The organism is Clostridium saccharobutylicum DSM 13864, from assembly GCF_000473995.1.
GTDB classification, from domain to species: Bacteria; Bacillota; Clostridia; order Clostridiales; family Clostridiaceae; genus Clostridium; species Clostridium saccharobutylicum.
In genome coordinates, this window is the sequence record NC_022571.1 from 4009419 (window position 1) to 4024238 (window position 14820).

13 protein-coding genes, 1 pseudogene and 1 riboswitch are annotated in these 14820 nt (G+C 28.3%); of the genes and pseudogenes, 4 read left to right on the forward strand and 10 right to left on the reverse strand.

The genetic code is table 11. The features are described from left to right. Position 1 precedes the first annotated feature (1 nt). The 4 genes from CLSA_RS17590 to CLSA_RS17605 all read right to left on the reverse strand — a co-directional run bounded on the left by CLSA_RS17590 (position 2) and on the right by CLSA_RS17605 (position 3821). Positions 2 to 511 (reverse strand): hypothetical protein, encoded by a 510-nt coding sequence (locus CLSA_RS17590; protein WP_022748266.1) that lies wholly within the window; start codon positions 509 to 511, stop codon positions 2 to 4. A gap of 69 nt (positions 512 to 580) precedes the next feature. After that, positions 581 to 2008 carry a type VI secretion system Vgr family protein gene (locus tag CLSA_RS17595; RefSeq protein WP_041716329.1) on the reverse strand — a complete coding sequence of 476 codons (1428 nt, stop codon included), beginning with the start codon at positions 2006 to 2008 and terminating at the stop codon, positions 581 to 583. Between the two features lie 19 nt (positions 2009 to 2027). Continuing rightward, a complete protein-coding gene (locus CLSA_RS17600) occupies positions 2028 to 2390 on the reverse strand; it encodes a DUF4280 domain-containing protein (protein ID WP_022748275.1) in 363 nt (120 codons plus the stop codon). 12 nt (positions 2391 to 2402) lie between these two features. Beyond that, positions 2403 to 3821 carry a contractile injection system protein, VgrG/Pvc8 family gene (locus CLSA_RS17605; RefSeq protein ID WP_022748279.1) on the reverse strand — a complete coding sequence of 473 codons (1419 nt, stop codon included), beginning with the start codon at positions 3819 to 3821 and terminating at the stop codon, positions 2403 to 2405. A gap of 1150 nt (positions 3822 to 4971) precedes the next feature. Here CLSA_RS17605 and CLSA_RS23205 point away from each other — a divergent pair. From CLSA_RS23205 to CLSA_RS24415, 3 genes are all read left to right on the forward strand, one after another. Next, positions 4972 to 5139, forward strand: a complete 168-nt coding sequence (locus CLSA_RS23205; protein WP_022748280.1) for a hypothetical protein — start codon at positions 4972 to 4974, stop codon at positions 5137 to 5139. A 64-nt stretch (positions 5140 to 5203) separates the two neighbouring features. Further along, entirely contained in the window at positions 5204 to 5503 is a 300-nt protein-coding gene (locus CLSA_RS17610) for a DUF6442 family protein (RefSeq protein WP_022748282.1), read from the forward strand. Positions 5504 to 5680: 177 nt separating this feature from the next. Then, positions 5681 to 5812 (forward strand): hypothetical protein, encoded by a 132-nt coding sequence (locus CLSA_RS24415; protein ID WP_022748289.1) that lies wholly within the window; start codon positions 5681 to 5683, stop codon positions 5810 to 5812. Between the two features lie 410 nt (positions 5813 to 6222). Here the strand turns inward: CLSA_RS24415 and CLSA_RS17615 are convergent, their stop codons facing one another. The 5 genes and pseudogenes from CLSA_RS17615 to CLSA_RS17640 form a co-directional block, all read right to left on the reverse strand. Continuing rightward, positions 6223 to 6924, reverse strand: coding sequence for a lantibiotic immunity ABC transporter MutG family permease subunit (locus CLSA_RS17615; RefSeq protein WP_022748293.1), 702 nt, complete (start codon positions 6922 to 6924; stop codon positions 6223 to 6225). A gap of 49 nt (positions 6925 to 6973) precedes the next feature. After that, positions 6974 to 7720, reverse strand: coding sequence for a lantibiotic immunity ABC transporter MutE/EpiE family permease subunit (locus tag CLSA_RS17620; RefSeq protein ID WP_022748297.1), 747 nt, complete (start codon positions 7718 to 7720; stop codon positions 6974 to 6976). Between the two features lie 2 nt (positions 7721 to 7722). After that, positions 7723 to 8427: a lantibiotic protection ABC transporter ATP-binding protein gene (locus CLSA_RS17625; RefSeq protein ID WP_022748301.1), complete on the reverse strand. Its 705-nt coding sequence runs from the start codon at positions 8425 to 8427 to the stop codon at positions 7723 to 7725. Between the two features lie 522 nt (positions 8428 to 8949). Next, positions 8950 to 9228, reverse strand: a pseudogene (locus CLSA_RS17635) (transposase); the annotation flags it as partial. Between the two features lie 210 nt (positions 9229 to 9438). Next, complete coding sequence (locus CLSA_RS17640) at positions 9439 to 11601, reverse strand: glycoside hydrolase family 3 C-terminal domain-containing protein (RefSeq protein ID WP_052334815.1); 2163 nt, start codon at positions 11599 to 11601, stop codon at positions 9439 to 9441. 139 nt (positions 11602 to 11740) lie between these two features. On the opposite strand from CLSA_RS17640, the gene CLSA_RS17645 reads away from it, so the two are divergent. Continuing rightward, the gene (locus CLSA_RS17645) at positions 11741 to 12505 is read left to right on the forward strand and encodes an AraC family transcriptional regulator (RefSeq protein ID WP_022748310.1); all 765 of its coding nucleotides are present in this window, start codon (positions 11741 to 11743) and stop codon (positions 12503 to 12505) included. A 33-nt stretch (positions 12506 to 12538) separates the two neighbouring features. On the opposite strand, the gene CLSA_RS17650 is transcribed toward CLSA_RS17645, so the two are convergent. Then, entirely contained in the window at positions 12539 to 14251 is a 1713-nt protein-coding gene (locus tag CLSA_RS17650; RefSeq protein WP_022748313.1) for a methyl-accepting chemotaxis protein, read from the reverse strand. A 162-nt stretch (positions 14252 to 14413) separates the two neighbouring features. After that, positions 14414 to 14497, reverse strand: a riboswitch (cyclic di-GMP riboswitch). Positions 14498 to 14820: the final 323 nt, after the last annotated feature.

Genomic DNA, 14820 nt, shown 5'->3' on the forward strand with positions numbered 1-14820 from the left:
GTTAATCTTCCACCACCATTTCATCAAAGTTCATTCCCCACACTCCCCTTCTTAATGCACTTTCTACAATATCCAGATGCACAAAAATGTGTGGTCTTGAAAACTGTGTAGGCTCAAGTTCTTTTAATCTAAATACACTATAATTCTGTAATTTTTTATGACTTAATACTCTTTCTTTTACTGTATTGTCCTTATTATAAATTGTACTTTCTCCAAGTCCTTCAACTAGTGGTGCTTCGACACTGTAATATTCCTTTTGAATTTTAGCTTCCATATTGTTAAAAGTTATTAAATTAAACTTTACATCATATGTATACATTTCTAGAACATTTTTTAATTCTAGCGAAACTAAAAATTCTTTCTTATAGTTTATAAAATCAGGCATATCATTTTCTTTTCCTTTAAAATATCCTGTCCCAATGTTTTGCCCTTCTATTTCCTGCCATTCTACTTCTTGTATTTCATATTTATAAAAAATTCTTGAATCCTTCAGTATCTCAAAATACTTCATTTTTCTCTCCCTTTATTCTCACTTATGTTTATCCAGCTTATAAGGTACATTCAAATAAATACATAATCATTAAGACATCTTAATAATTCCTCTTAAATGATTTTCTTCTGCAAGCTGAATGCTCTGTGCTGTATTTATTCCTTTACTTGCCCTTGTAATTGTTACTTTATTTTTAGCTGAAATGTTAATACTATCTGGCTTAGATACATTTTTATTAGAATTTGATGATATATTATTTCCAATTTCTACGTTTGAGCTAGATTTCAAGTTTATGCTATCTCCAGTAATACTCACACTTCCATTATTATTTAATGATATTTGAATGCTTTTTCCTTCATCTGCTGAAATCTGAAGCATTTCTGGTGCAATTAATAATTCCTGTCCATTTTCTGTTGAATATGATTTATTACTTGGAACTAATGAACTTGAATCTCCATTTCTTACTACATTTGTCACAATAGTATCTTTTTCATCACTACTTAAAAAAGTTATGTGAACCTTATCTCCAATTAAAGGCATACAATAAAAATTTGAAACTTCTCTCCCATAGGAGAACCACTTATTTCCTTCTACATCTTCATACTCATCATTAATAGAAAAATGTACTTGAATCTCATTGTTTCTACGATTTTTTACTATCCCTTCAAGGCTCACTCCTTTAAGTTTTGAATTCAATTGATGAATTTTCTTTATTCCATTTAAAAACTTTAATTCATATACATAAATGAATTCACCTTTTTTTTGCTTCATTTCAACTTTAGAGACTATAACCTTTTGTCCTTCATATGCAAGTTGATTTCCTAAAGAAATATATTCCTTACCTTCTACTTTCCAGCCTATAAAGTTCTGCTCAATTAAATTATCCTTTGAAACGCTTAATATTTTAGTAAAATCATCAAACTTAATATTAGATTCCTTAAAGTCCTTTTCTAATTCAACTTGACTATCAATAATTTCTATTCCAAAATTGAATCTACTCCTATTAGAAGTTGCATCCACCACTATTACTGTTTCAAAATAACTTGCTAAACGTTTTATAAATTCAAAATCTGTTTCTTCATATTGCACAAGCAAATCCTTTATATAACTTCTATAAGTTATATTATCTTTGAAATCTGTATTTGAATATTTGCTTAAAACTTTAGCAACTACATCTTCATAGGTACTCTGTAAATTATAAAAAGCTTGTTTATGCTTTTTTATATCTAAATCATAAGAATAAGAAATGGAATTAAGTTTTAACTTTGCAACTTGTCCCTTATAATGAATTTCTAATTTTATGATTTTACCAACATAAATTACCTTTCCATTTATAGTTAGTCTTACATCTTTACTTTCCAAACTTTCTTCTAAATATTCTTCTGCATTTTCTTCATTTATAAGTGCTTCTAAGCTTAAAGTATGATGTTCATTTACTTGCGCAATTAAATGCAGCTTTTCAATATTTAAGACTTCATAAGGTAGTTCTATTTGTACATTTTCATAATTAATAACCACTTTTTTACTACCTCCATTACTATTCACTCTGCCCATCATCTATAATTTTTATTATTCCGCCATACATGCAGCTTAAAATACATTCACTGTTTAATGCTAACTCACCCTTTAAATAAACATCTGTTTTTCCTTTTGCCCATTTTTTTAATATAACTGGTTTACATGGTGCTTGATTATTCCCTGATTCTTTCACCTTTGGATTTTTTGAGCTTGTGCACATCTTAAACGGTACAACATTTTCATCAGGTTTATTATCTGCAACAGTAAGCATTTTTTTATCATGAAGTTCTAAATTCCATTCATCAGACTTTTTTAATGTACTTTCCCCTATTGCTTTAGAACATTTTATTTTTGCTCCATCCACTACATATGTCATTGCCATAATCTATCCCTCCTAGTTAATCCTCACTTTTGTGCCTTTAAGCTCTATATTTCCGCCACCATCTAATATTGTTTTCCCACCTTTATCACAGCTTATTTCTACATTACTTTTCCCAGATATGACGACACTATCTTCAGCTCTAATATTAATAGCTTCACTTGCATTTAAGCTTATACTTCCTCCATTAATACTAATACCTCCGTTTTTTCCAAGAACAATTGTTGCATTATTATCAGCTGTTATTGTTACGCTGTCACTGCCAAATACAACTTTATTACCATAAATAGTTGATATATATTTTACAGCTGGATCACCCTTTATTTGTTGTATACAACTTATAGCAAAAGCATCATCTTCATCATTAGTTGGGAAATATATTCTCACTCTATCATTAACTTCAGGCATAAAATACCAACCGCTTCCATCAGTTGAAGCAGATAATGTTGAATAAGTAAACCAATAAGCTTCACTAGCATCCTGATCCTTATCTATATCCAATTTAACTTTTATTTTATCGCCTGTAACTTCAAGAACGCTTCCTTTTAATGATATTCCTGATAAATTATCTCCATATAATCGCTTTTGTTTTTGTCCACCTTTAGGTTGCAGAATATACGTATTCTCTAATATACTGTTATTCTCTATAATTTCATAAATAAGTTTTGATACATAAAAAACTTGTTCTTTAAATGTGATATTGTCGCCTAATTCTAAAAGTTCATAACTCTTAACTCTATAGGTTATATAATCTATTTCACTTAAATCTGGTGTATCATTTTCCTTCATGTCCTCATAATCTTCAAATGATTTAGACGCTACATATTCATTTATTTCTAAGTTTTTGCTTTCTAATTCTGGTGTATCCACAAAATAATGAACTCCTTCCAAAGTATTATTCGGAAAAAGTCCCGCATTATAATAAGATGCTACACGTTTTATGAATTCCCAATCTGTTTCGTTGTACTGAACCCATAGTCTATTTGTTGGAGCATTATCAATATAATAATTAAAAACAGCTTTATAATATGGTCTTGTAATTGCAGATATAAGATTAATAATCTTCATATCTGTATTTTGAAAAGAACGACTTTTCTTTTTAATATCCATTAAATAAGTATAACTTTTAGCCTTAATATGTAATTCATAATACTCTGCACAATTTTTAACTTTTATTTCAGTTATTATTCCAATATAAATTGTTTTATGTCCTTGATCATTTTCACAATATACTTCAATTGGAGTATTATAACTTGTACTAATGTCATGATCCTTTCTGTCCTCTGGTAATATTCCAACCAACTCTAAAGTACTATGATTATTAATACTAGATTCTATCCTAAAGCTTTTTATCGCTTCTAAATCAAAAGTAGATATTTTTATTTCTCTGTAATCTATAGGTTCAGTTTTTTCTCCATCATAGTTATTTTCCAAAACATTCATCCTCCATATTTCTCTTTTAATAAAATACTATAATCACTATCCATAACTATATTTATCAAAATATATAATTTTTTACATTTTTACATACAATTATATACATTATCCGCTAAAATTTAAACTTTATTGGTATAAAACGAACAATTTTAGGAATATAAAGAAATGTTTTATATGTTTATCTACATTAATCTTTGAAAATTTATACTTATATTCTTAATAGCTTTCCTGAATTTTGTAGTATTCATATATTTTGAATAAAAAAATATCGCACTCTTAGAATAGTGCGATAATCTAATTTATTATTAAAAAACAATTTTTATTTGCTGTCCCCAATCCCAGCTTCGTATTATTAGCCTAATCAGCAGTACTAATTAATTTTCTTTTCTAGATACAGTATGTTCAATTTATAGACAATATAAATTTTACCTTCTAATCTATGGATTAATAACAATATCTTGAATTTTAATAGCTTCCTTACCTTCGGTTATTGGATAAGATGAAGAAATGCCTGCAACATATTCTCTAATGTAACACTTCACAAAAAAGTACCTATCCTTTCTGATATAGTATATATTCAAAATATAAACATAGTTATGTGGTAGTTAACCGAAATCCCATACATTTTTGTTCCACAGGAGCAATGGTCCTTTTCGGTTTAAACTAGTGAATTTTCAAATATTTAGAATTCCACATTAATTATTTTTTAAGAAAAGAAAACAGCAGGAGGTTCATATTTGATTGGTGAAGATGAACCTTTTCCGTTTTAAAGTTACAAAACTCACAGTCTCCGCTAGGGGATTTTTTTATGAATAAGCAATGCAACATAGAAATATATAAAAGAAACTCCAAAAAATATATATAATCTCAGATATTATCATTAACAATAATCACAATCAATACGATTAATACAAAAAGTATATTGTGGTGAATAAAACGATTAATTAGTAGTAAATATTTAAAAAAGTATTTTTATGCATTATTTTGTGCGTTTAATTACATTAATATTTACTTTATTTGAATATAATGATAATTGTAAATTACGAGATTAATTTTACAATTTGACTGAAACTAAAGAATATATTGCAACGCTAATGGAACAAATTCGATTGTTAAAATACCTCACAATGCATCTAAAGGAATTGTTTTGAAATCAGCATATGATGAAGATAAAAGCTTTGATATTTATTTACCAGAAGAATCAAAGGGATTAAAAGCAAAACGTGGTGATAAAGGAACTATTGTTTATACAAATGTTAATCTAGCTGCTGAAATATCAGGAATTAATGGAATTAAACAAAACTGTTTTGCATAAAATTATAGGTTATAAATATAGTTTTGAAAAATAAATTATAATTTAATTTCCTTTAGGAGGCTTTATGAAAAAAAAGAAAATACTAAATGAAGATTCTAACTATTTGCTTTCGGAAGAGAGAAAAAAAATTAATGCAGTAGCTAATAGCATGAGCATCACAAGTGTAACAATATATATATTACTTTTAATTGTGGTGGAATATGTTAGGAGTGCTCAGATATCATATAAACTTTTTAGCATATTTTTTATTAGTGAACTTGCTAAGGCTTTCTATAAATATGTAAAAATTAAAGATAAATTATACTTGTTAGAGTCCATTGGATGTATAATTTCAATTATTGCTTTATTTGTTTTAATGATATAACTAAAACAAATAAAATAAAAGGGAGTGTCGCTCCTGATTAAAATGAGAGTAAATCCAATAAAAGATAATCAAAAGATTAGATCAATAATAAAAGATTTAAAGAGCAGTAGCCAGGAGCGTAATTTAATAATGATTTTAATTGGTATTTATACATGATTTAGAATTAAGAGTTAAAGAATGTTAAGGGGAAAATATCAATTAAGAAAAAAGAAGATAAAACTAAAAAGTATAAAAGTATTGCTATTCATAAAGAATTATACAAAGAGTTGGAAGTTTACTGGTGAGGAAAGCCAAATGATGAATATTTAATTAAGAGTAGAGAAGGAGACAACCAACCAATATCAAGGGTACAAGCCTATAGAATTATTAAAGAATTACAATATAAGTATAAGATAACTTAGGGGGCATTCACTAAGGGTAACAGTTCCTACTAATGATACACTCGAAAAATAGCTTGTAACGCACTAATTATAAGAGGTTAGAGTGATTTTGATTAAATATAAATTTTTAAGATATTAAATTAAAAAAAGCTTACTTTAGCAGCAAGTTGTTTTAAAGTCAATTTTTTCTCTTTTACAGAAGAAAAAGCATAGATTTTTTATAAAAATTTATGCTTTTTGCCGAAATTCTGGATAAGAAATATAGATAAATACTAAGCAAAAATTCTAAATTTGATATTTTATAAATGGCTTAAATAAAGCATTGAATCAGTAAAAAGATTAAATAATTTTTTTACCCTCGTAGAAGTGAAACCAAATAATAAGAAATATAAAAAATATTATGGTAAATAATATGCTACATTTAATACTTAAAACATAGTAAAAAAATGAAGTTAATGATTGGTGTGCAATAAAATACTTAGTAAAACGAATGCACCATCCACAGGGGATTAAGAACCATACACCATCACCAAGACTTGTTTCCATTAAAGCTGTAATTAAACTTTCAAATATAGAAATACCAATTGAACCAGCTGATCCTAGTGTAAAACTTAAAAATGTGTGAAACAAATATAAAAATATTTGACTTCCGAATGTTATAAAAATTAATTCTATATAAAAAGATAAATCAAATACATCTTGCTGTAAGAAAAATTTAGATACTATAAAATATCCACTGATAGTCAAAATAGTAGAAGCGAGCCCGAAAAAAAGCAATATTAATATTTTGCTGAAAAAACCTAAATACTTTCCATAAATATTACCTAGAATTTCTTTGAAGTTTCCTGCATTTTCTTCTTGTTCTATTACTAATGAACATATTACAGATATAAGAATAGGAAATATCAGTGAAATAGTTTCTAAGAGCGTACCAATGCTACTTATTCCATCACTATTATGGATAAAATAATCTATTACAACTAATAATACTCCTAAAATTGGAATGCAAATATGAATCCAATAAAAAATTGTATGTTTCATCTTAATAGATCAGCCTTAAGACTATTGATTATTGCAAGTATCATATACATTAAACCTCCTGTGATTTATACCAATTAGCAGTTAAATAGGTTACAAGACAAAATAAAATAATAGATAGTGCTATACCTAAAGGTATATTTAAAATGTTAAGAAATTCAGGAGTAAATGTTACACTGCCTGGTGTAGCTGGCAATCCGTTAGGTAAAATTTTTAAGATAGGGCACATAAGTCTAGATGGATAAGTGAATGGACATATCCACCAAAGATTTTTAACTGCTATAACTGATGATAAAAAGTTTACAATTATTGAAATAATTGTTGTAATAAATAGACCAATTTTATTGCCTAAATAAATCCACAAAGGAATTTGCCAAGAAAATGTAATAACAAGTATTATAATAGCTATAAATCCATTTAAAAATGAAATAGCATTTTGGAATGAATTACTATAAATAATTGGAATAATCTGTACTGCGAAGAAAAGTACTAGACATGATATAAAAATACTTTTTATACCTATTAAAATTTTAGATATCCATACTTTGCTTAGATCTAGAGGTAGTGATAGTACTGATTTATTTTTTATTTTACCATCAACTCTACTTAACAGCGTAGAAATTAAAGTTACTGTTCCAGGATAGATGAAAATATACCAAAAATTGTAAGACCCTTTTTGCAATGCAGTTGGCTCCAATAAAAGAGTAAATATAATTGTAAGTATTGGCATAATAAATATAAATTTATTTAAAAAGGTATTCTTTATTTTCAAGTTTTCTGATACAAAATACTTAATCATTACTATATCTCCCTTCTATATTTACTTGCAACTTCCATGAATAGATTTTCTAAGACTTCTCCTTTTTTCAATTTGCCTTCATATCCTAAAACTCCGCCACAAATAATGCCTATGTAATCAGCAATTTGTTCTATTTCACTTAGAATATGGCTTGATATTATAACTGTGATACCTTTTTGTGGTAATGATTTTATCAGATTTCTAAGTTCTTGTATTCCAAATGGATCAAGTCCATTTGTAGGTTCATCTAAAATTAATAATTTTGGATGATTAATAAGTGCAATTGCAATTCCTAAACGTTGCTTCATTCCCATTGAAAATTGGCCAGCGTGTTTTTTGCCAGTATCTTTAAGGTCTACTATATTCAAGACTTCATCTATTCGAGAATCAGGGAGTCCAAGTAATTTTGTTCTAACTTTTAAATTATCTCTAGCAGTTAAATTTTCATATAATGGTGCAGATTCTATAAGAGAACCTATTAATTTTAAATCTTGTCTACTCCACTTATGATCATTAAATACAATATTTCCGGAAGTTGGTTTGAGCATTCCGCATATCATTTTTAGCAAAGTAGATTTTCCAGCACCATTTGGACCTAGTAAACCGTAAATTGAATTTGATGGTATAGAAAGTGATATGTTACTTACTGCATATTGTTTTTTAAATGCTTTAGTAAGTTTTTCTGTGCGCAATATAAATTCATTCATTTTTAACCTCCTAAATAAATACAACTAAATCTAAATCAAATTTGCACTTTATATTGTAATCTATATTTGAATAATGTTATATTGATAATCATTACATTTATCTTTCAATTTTGTAAGAAAAAAGCCATCTATTAATAAAATGATACCTACACACTAAACACTTTTTTTCATGTGTCCAGTCTATAGGTATCATTTTAAACTTTAATCAGGAGCGATGCTCCTTTTCGGTTTAAACTAGTGAATTTCCAAATATTTAGAATTCCACATTAATTACTTAAAGATTTCTGACTTTTAAGCGCACTTAAATAGTCCTAGTCACTTTATTCCATAATTAAGCAGTAGACTTTAATTCATGAAGATGCTTCTGAATTCTTTCATTTTGTATTTTAGAATGTAATTTGTTAATGTTGTAGTCAAAATAAAGCAAAATAATCAAATATTCCGACACCTGTCACATATTCGCTTTCAACTGCAATTTGTACATTATATGATGGTTTTAATTGACCATTTTTCATGTGATCATCTTTTACATGCTTTTTCTATTTTTCTGCTTAAATAAATATTTTGAGAATAAGCATAAAATATTATTTTGAACATGATTTTAGGTTCCACTGCCGGTTTTCTTCCAATTGAAGGGTACTCCTTATATAACTTTCTGTAATCTAATCCCTCCAATACGTGGCTTAGCAAACGGACAGAATCATCTTCTGGTATTAAGTTTTCTAAATTTAATGGTAATATAAGTTGAAAATTATCATTAAACTCATTATAATTTTTAATGTATGATTTAGTTAGTTGCATAATTTAATTATACAATCAATGTGAGTTCTTCGGAATTCACATTTTTTTATATCTAAAAAATGAGTCGCTACAAAACTAAACTCTGTTAGTTTTGCAGCAGCTTCTTTATAAATAACACTTATGCTTTGAATATATATCCAAAAGTAGAAATAGGGGGCATGCTTTTGTTTCGGTGAGTTACCACATAAGTCTAAGTCTTAATTCGGATATCTATGCCAATTCAATATTAGCTTCTAATGGAGATATTCCTGTAAGCTCAACACTTCTTTTATCAGGTTGTGATATGCCAACAAACAACTTAAATTTATTGCTGTCAAGAATTCTTTCTCCTTCATCATTTACAGCCTCAAAAGATTTTCTATCTATTGTCATCAATACATTCTTAGTCTCACCTTTTTTAAGTTCAATACGCTTAAATCCTGATAAGCTATAATTATCCACTGCATATTTTGATTCAAGATCTTTTACATAACATTGAACTACTTCTTCTATATCATAATTTCCTGTATTAGTAATCTTGATGCTTACATTAACATTTTCAAAATCCTTTGAAACCTTAGATGTTGTCAAATCTGATAATTTTACTGTTGAATAAGTCAAACCATAACCAAATGGATATAAACTTTCCCCTTTCATATAACGATAAGTTCTGCCTTTCATAGAGTAATCAGTGAATTCTGGTAACTCTTCAGTAGTTTTATAGAAAGTCACAGGCAATTTCCCACTTGGTGAACATTTACCAAATAATAAATCTGATACTGCTCTACCTCCAAAGCTGCCTGGATACCATGTATTTAAAATAGAATCACATTTTTCTTCTTGTCCTTGTAATGTCAATGCACTTCCAGCTCCAAGGACAACTATAACTGGTTTACCTACTGCTAGTACATTTTCAAGTAATTCTTGTTGTTTACCTGGTAAATTTAAGTTTAACTTATCTCCAGCACCCTCACTATTACTTGCATCTCCTTGTTCACCTTCAATAGAAGAATCTAATCCTAAACAAAGAACAACAATATCACTGTGTTCTGCCACAGTTACAGCTTCAGCCATTCTATCATCTGCTTGTGCTAAATCTGATACTCTATCTTTGTATAAATGGCATCCTTCTGAATAAAATACTCTTATATTCTCTGAATCTACTGCTTCATGAATTCCGTCTAAAATTGTAATGTATTTAGATGCTGTACCAAAATAATTTCCTTTTAACATTAATTCACTATTTGCATTAGGTCCTATAACTCCAATAGATTTTAATTTAGATTTATCCAATGGAAGTAATCCATTATTCTTAAGCATTACTATAGATTTTCTTGAAGCCATTAAAGAAGCTTCATTGTGCTCCTTACAATCATTCATTTCATAAGGTATTTCGTTATATTCGCACTCTTCATCAAACATGCCTAATCTAATTCTAGTTGCCATCAATCTTTCTGTTGCTCTTGTTATATCATCATCTGTTACTAACCCTTCCTTATATGCTAACAACATTTGAAGATATACATTTCCACAATTTAAATCACAGCCATTTTTTATTGCAAGAGCAGCTGATTCAGTAGCAGTACTTGTAACATTATGATGTAAATGGAAATCTGCAATAGCCCAGCAATCAGATACTACATGACCTTTAAATTTCCATTTTCCTCTTAAAATATCTTTTAATAAAAGTTCACTTCCACAACAAGGTTCATCGTTTGTACGATTATAAGCCCCCATTACAGCTTCAACATCAGCTTCTTTTACACAAGCTTCAAAAGCTGGCAAATAAGTTTCATATAAATCCTTTTTGCTTACAACTGCATTAAATTCATGCCTTAAAGCTTCTGGCCCACTGTGTACTGCAAAATGCTTAGCACATGCTGCTATCTTTAAATATTTTCCATCTCCTTGCAATCCATTAACAAAGGCAACTCCCAATTTAGAAGTTAAGTATGGATCCTCCCCATATGTTTCATGGCCTCTTCCCCATCTAGGATCTCTAAAAATGTTTACATTCGGTGACCAATATGTTAATCCTTTATATATATCTCTATCTTCTTTTTTAGAATTTTCATTATATTTTGCACGTCCTTCAGTTGCTATAATTCCTGCAATTTCTTTTAAAAATTCATCATCAAACATAGCAGCTAGTCCAATAGCTTGTGGAAACACGGTTGCTGTACCTGCTCTTGCTACGCCATGAAGTCCTTCATTCCACCAATTATATCTTTGTATATTTAAATGTTTTATGGCCGGAGCCTTATATGTCAATTGTTCTGCTCTTTCTTGAAGTGTCATTTTAGAAACCAATTCTTTTGCTTTTTCTAATGCATATTCATGAGTTATTCTCTTATTCTTCACAATATCTACCTCCAAAATTATATTTAGGCACATTCAAATTAGACTTGTTATTTATTTTCACGTGCCTTATCTATGTCTTTCCTCTTGATTTAATAATATCCAATTTTATGTTGACTTAACAAGAAATTACTTATATAATTGTAGACAAAATTTATCCTTCTGGAGGAATATCATGCTAAAATATGAGTCTTACCACTTTGGTAAAAATAATCTTTTTTCCTACTATAACCCTCATGATCTTAATTATCCAAAGCATTTGCATCGTAGCTTTGAGTTTATATATGTTACTAATGGCAATATTGAAGTTTCTGTTAATAACAGAACTTTTAACATACCCGAAAATAGCTGTATATTAATATTACCCTATGAAGTCCATTCCATTACAACAAAAAAATATTCAGATGCAAATATTTGTGTATTTCCACCTGAATATGTAGAGACCTTTCATAATATGATTGATGGTAAAACTTTAGAAAATCCAGTATTTAATTTATCTTCAAATACTGAAGCTTTAGTTCTAGACAAAATTTTCAAAGATAATTTAAATCTTCTTCAAATGAAAGGCTGCTTATATCTTTTATGCTCAGAAATTATTGAGCATACTAAATTATTAGATAGTATAAAACCTGATTATGAATTATTACATAAAACCCTCACCTATGTCCAAGAAAATTTCACTAAGAACATCTCATTAAAAAGTATTTCCTCCGAATTCGGTTATAGCTATACTTATCTTTCTAAATATCTAAATAACATTTTAGGTACATCATTAGTTAATTTTATTAATGAAAATAGAATAAACTATGCTTTATATTTATTAAAAAATAGTCAAGCTACAATTACAGATATAGCTTATACCTGTGGCTACTCAAGCATACGTTCTTTTAATAGAAATTTTCTAAGACTCACTGGAAAAACACCTAAATCTTATAGATAAACAGACTTAAATTTATGTAATAGCTAACTGAAATTACAATTTAAAATTCTGTACCATATCAGTTAGTTTTTGAGCAAGTTCTGCCTGACTTTGTGCAGATTTTGCAACATCATTAATGGCAAAAGTTACTTCATTAACGCTATTTGTTATTTCTTCAGTGCTTGTTGCTGATTCTTCTGCTGTTGCAGATACATTCTGTATAGCCTCACTTATTTGCTCAATAACGCCATTCATTTGTTTTGACGAAGATGAAATCTCTTCTGTAATGTTATTCATAAATTCTGCATCTTTTTCATATTGAGTGCCTGTGCTCTGAAGAAATTCATAGCTTGGTTTTACATTATTCTCAATAAACTTAAGTACATCTTGTCCGCTTTGTGAAAGCTGCCCAACTGCTGCTTGTACCTCTCCAACCATGCTTTGAATATCTAAAACAGCTTGTGAAGCTTGCTCAGAAAGCTTTCTTACTTCATCTGCAACTACTGCAAATCCTCTTCCTTGTTCACCAGCTCTTGCTGCCTCTATTGCAGCATTTAAAGCTAATAAATTTGTCTGCTGTGCTATACTACCAATAGAATCTGCCATGATTTTAACATCTTCTACAACTTTAACTTTTTCAATTGCTTTTAAAATATTTGAGCGATTCTGGTCATATATAACTGTACCTTCTTCTATATTTTTTGAAGCTTTAACTTTTATATCAACAGCACGCTCTTTTATCTCATTTACAGATACTTCCGAATCATTTGCTCTATTTGCAAGTTCATTTGTACTAGCACTTATTTCTTCCGTTGATGCACTTACTTCCTCAGTCGTAGCACTTAAATCTTGAACTCCCTTAGATATTTGTTCTACTGATTGATTTACTACTTCCATTTTAGATGAAACCTCTTCAACAGTTGCAGACAATTCTTCACTAGTTGCACTCATATCACTAGCACCATTCATTATTTCACTTATTAAAATTTTAATATTTTCCTTAGATTTATTTAATGCTTTAGCAACATTTCCTATTTCATCCTTTGAATCAATATTAATTGTTGCTGTAAGATTTCCCTCACCCATAGCTTCCGAAAATTCTAAAATATCTTTTAATCTTTTTGAAATTACAATAGATATAACAGTTCCCAAAATAATTGCTGCTATGATAGCTATTGCTATAATACTAATAGAGATAATTGTACTACTTTTAAAAATCGCATTGCTGCTATTATAATCATCAGCAGCCATTTTTGTAGCTAAATCTATTTCTTTATTTAATACAGCAAACATATCCACTCTAATTTTAGAAGCTTCAGGCAAAATAAAGTTAGCCCCATCATAATCTGAAATTTTCACTTTATCTATAATTTGATTATAAGAAGTTCTGTAATCAACTATTAGTTTTTCAAACTGAGCAAACTGTTTCTCATCAATTGTAGTAGTAATTGTAGTTTTATACTCTTCAGCTAACTTCTTATCTTCTTCTTCTAGTTTGTTAATATCATCAATATAACTAGAAATTTTACTGCTATTTTTAGGATCTAAAATATTCAAAACATCTGCTCTAACCGTCATAAGATTTGTTTTAATCATATTTAGATCCTTTACGCCTATTAAATCCATATTATATAAGTTTGAAACATTTGAATTAATCTTTTTCATATTTGATATGCCTACGAAACCAACACTTCCAATAAATATTACCATTATTATAAAAGCTATCAATAGCTTATATAACATTTTTAAGTTGTTAAAAATTCTCATTATATTTCCTCCACTAATTTCCATAAATTATGTTATTTATACTTTTATTAAAAATATCGTTTATTCCTTTTTCAAACCAGCAAATAACAATTTCCCATATATTCCCAATCCCTTCTCCTCTTCTCTTTATAAAAAAATATAGACCAATAGCTAGCTTATAAACTAATTATTGGCCGGTTGCACTACTAACTCCAAATTCTCAAAGTGCCCAGATAAAGAGAATTTTTCACAGTTTCCGCTTTTTATTATTTTTTCAATATTATAAAACATTCAAACTTCACATAACAAAATTGACTGCAATCCGTTATATATTAGAGCTTGTGCAGTTTTAAATACTTTTGCTCTTTTTATTTATTGAAACGTTACAAACATTATTAATATAATTGTGTTAATGGTAACCTCTTGACATTAGTTAAAATTCCCGTATAGTAATTTCAGCTACTCAATATATTATAAAAAGACAAAATTTATTATACCTTTCTTTAATTCAAAATTTAATGAAAAAAATCAACATTTTACCCAGAAAAAATTCAGTTTTAAAAAAATAAAAGCAATGTATTGCTTGAAAT

Coding starts and splice junctions, on each gene's coding strand:
- CLSA_RS17610 (WP_022748282.1), top strand. CDS start 5,204: ATGAAAAAAAAGAAAATACTAAATGAAGATTCTAACTATTTGCTTTCG.
- CLSA_RS17600 (WP_022748275.1), bottom strand. CDS start 2,390: ATGGCAATGACATATGTAGTGGATGGAGCAAAAATAAAATGTTCTAAA.
- CLSA_RS24415 (WP_022748289.1), top strand. CDS start 5,681: ATGTTAAGGGGAAAATATCAATTAAGAAAAAAGAAGATAAAACTAAAA.
- CLSA_RS17650 (WP_022748313.1), bottom strand. CDS start 14,251: ATGAGAATTTTTAACAACTTAAAAATGTTATATAAGCTATTGATAGCT.
- CLSA_RS17620 (WP_022748297.1), bottom strand. CDS start 7,720: ATGATTAAGTATTTTGTATCAGAAAACTTGAAAATAAAGAATACCTTT.
- CLSA_RS17625 (WP_022748301.1), bottom strand. CDS start 8,427: ATGAATGAATTTATATTGCGCACAGAAAAACTTACTAAAGCATTTAAA.
- CLSA_RS17615 (WP_022748293.1), bottom strand. CDS start 6,924: ATGAAACATACAATTTTTTATTGGATTCATATTTGCATTCCAATTTTA.
- CLSA_RS17590 (WP_022748266.1), bottom strand. CDS start 511: ATGAAGTATTTTGAGATACTGAAGGATTCAAGAATTTTTTATAAATAT.
- CLSA_RS17640 (WP_052334815.1), bottom strand. CDS start 11,601: ATGTGCCTAAATATAATTTTGGAGGTAGATATTGTGAAGAATAAGAGA.
- CLSA_RS17645 (WP_022748310.1), top strand. CDS start 11,741: ATGCTAAAATATGAGTCTTACCACTTTGGTAAAAATAATCTTTTTTCC.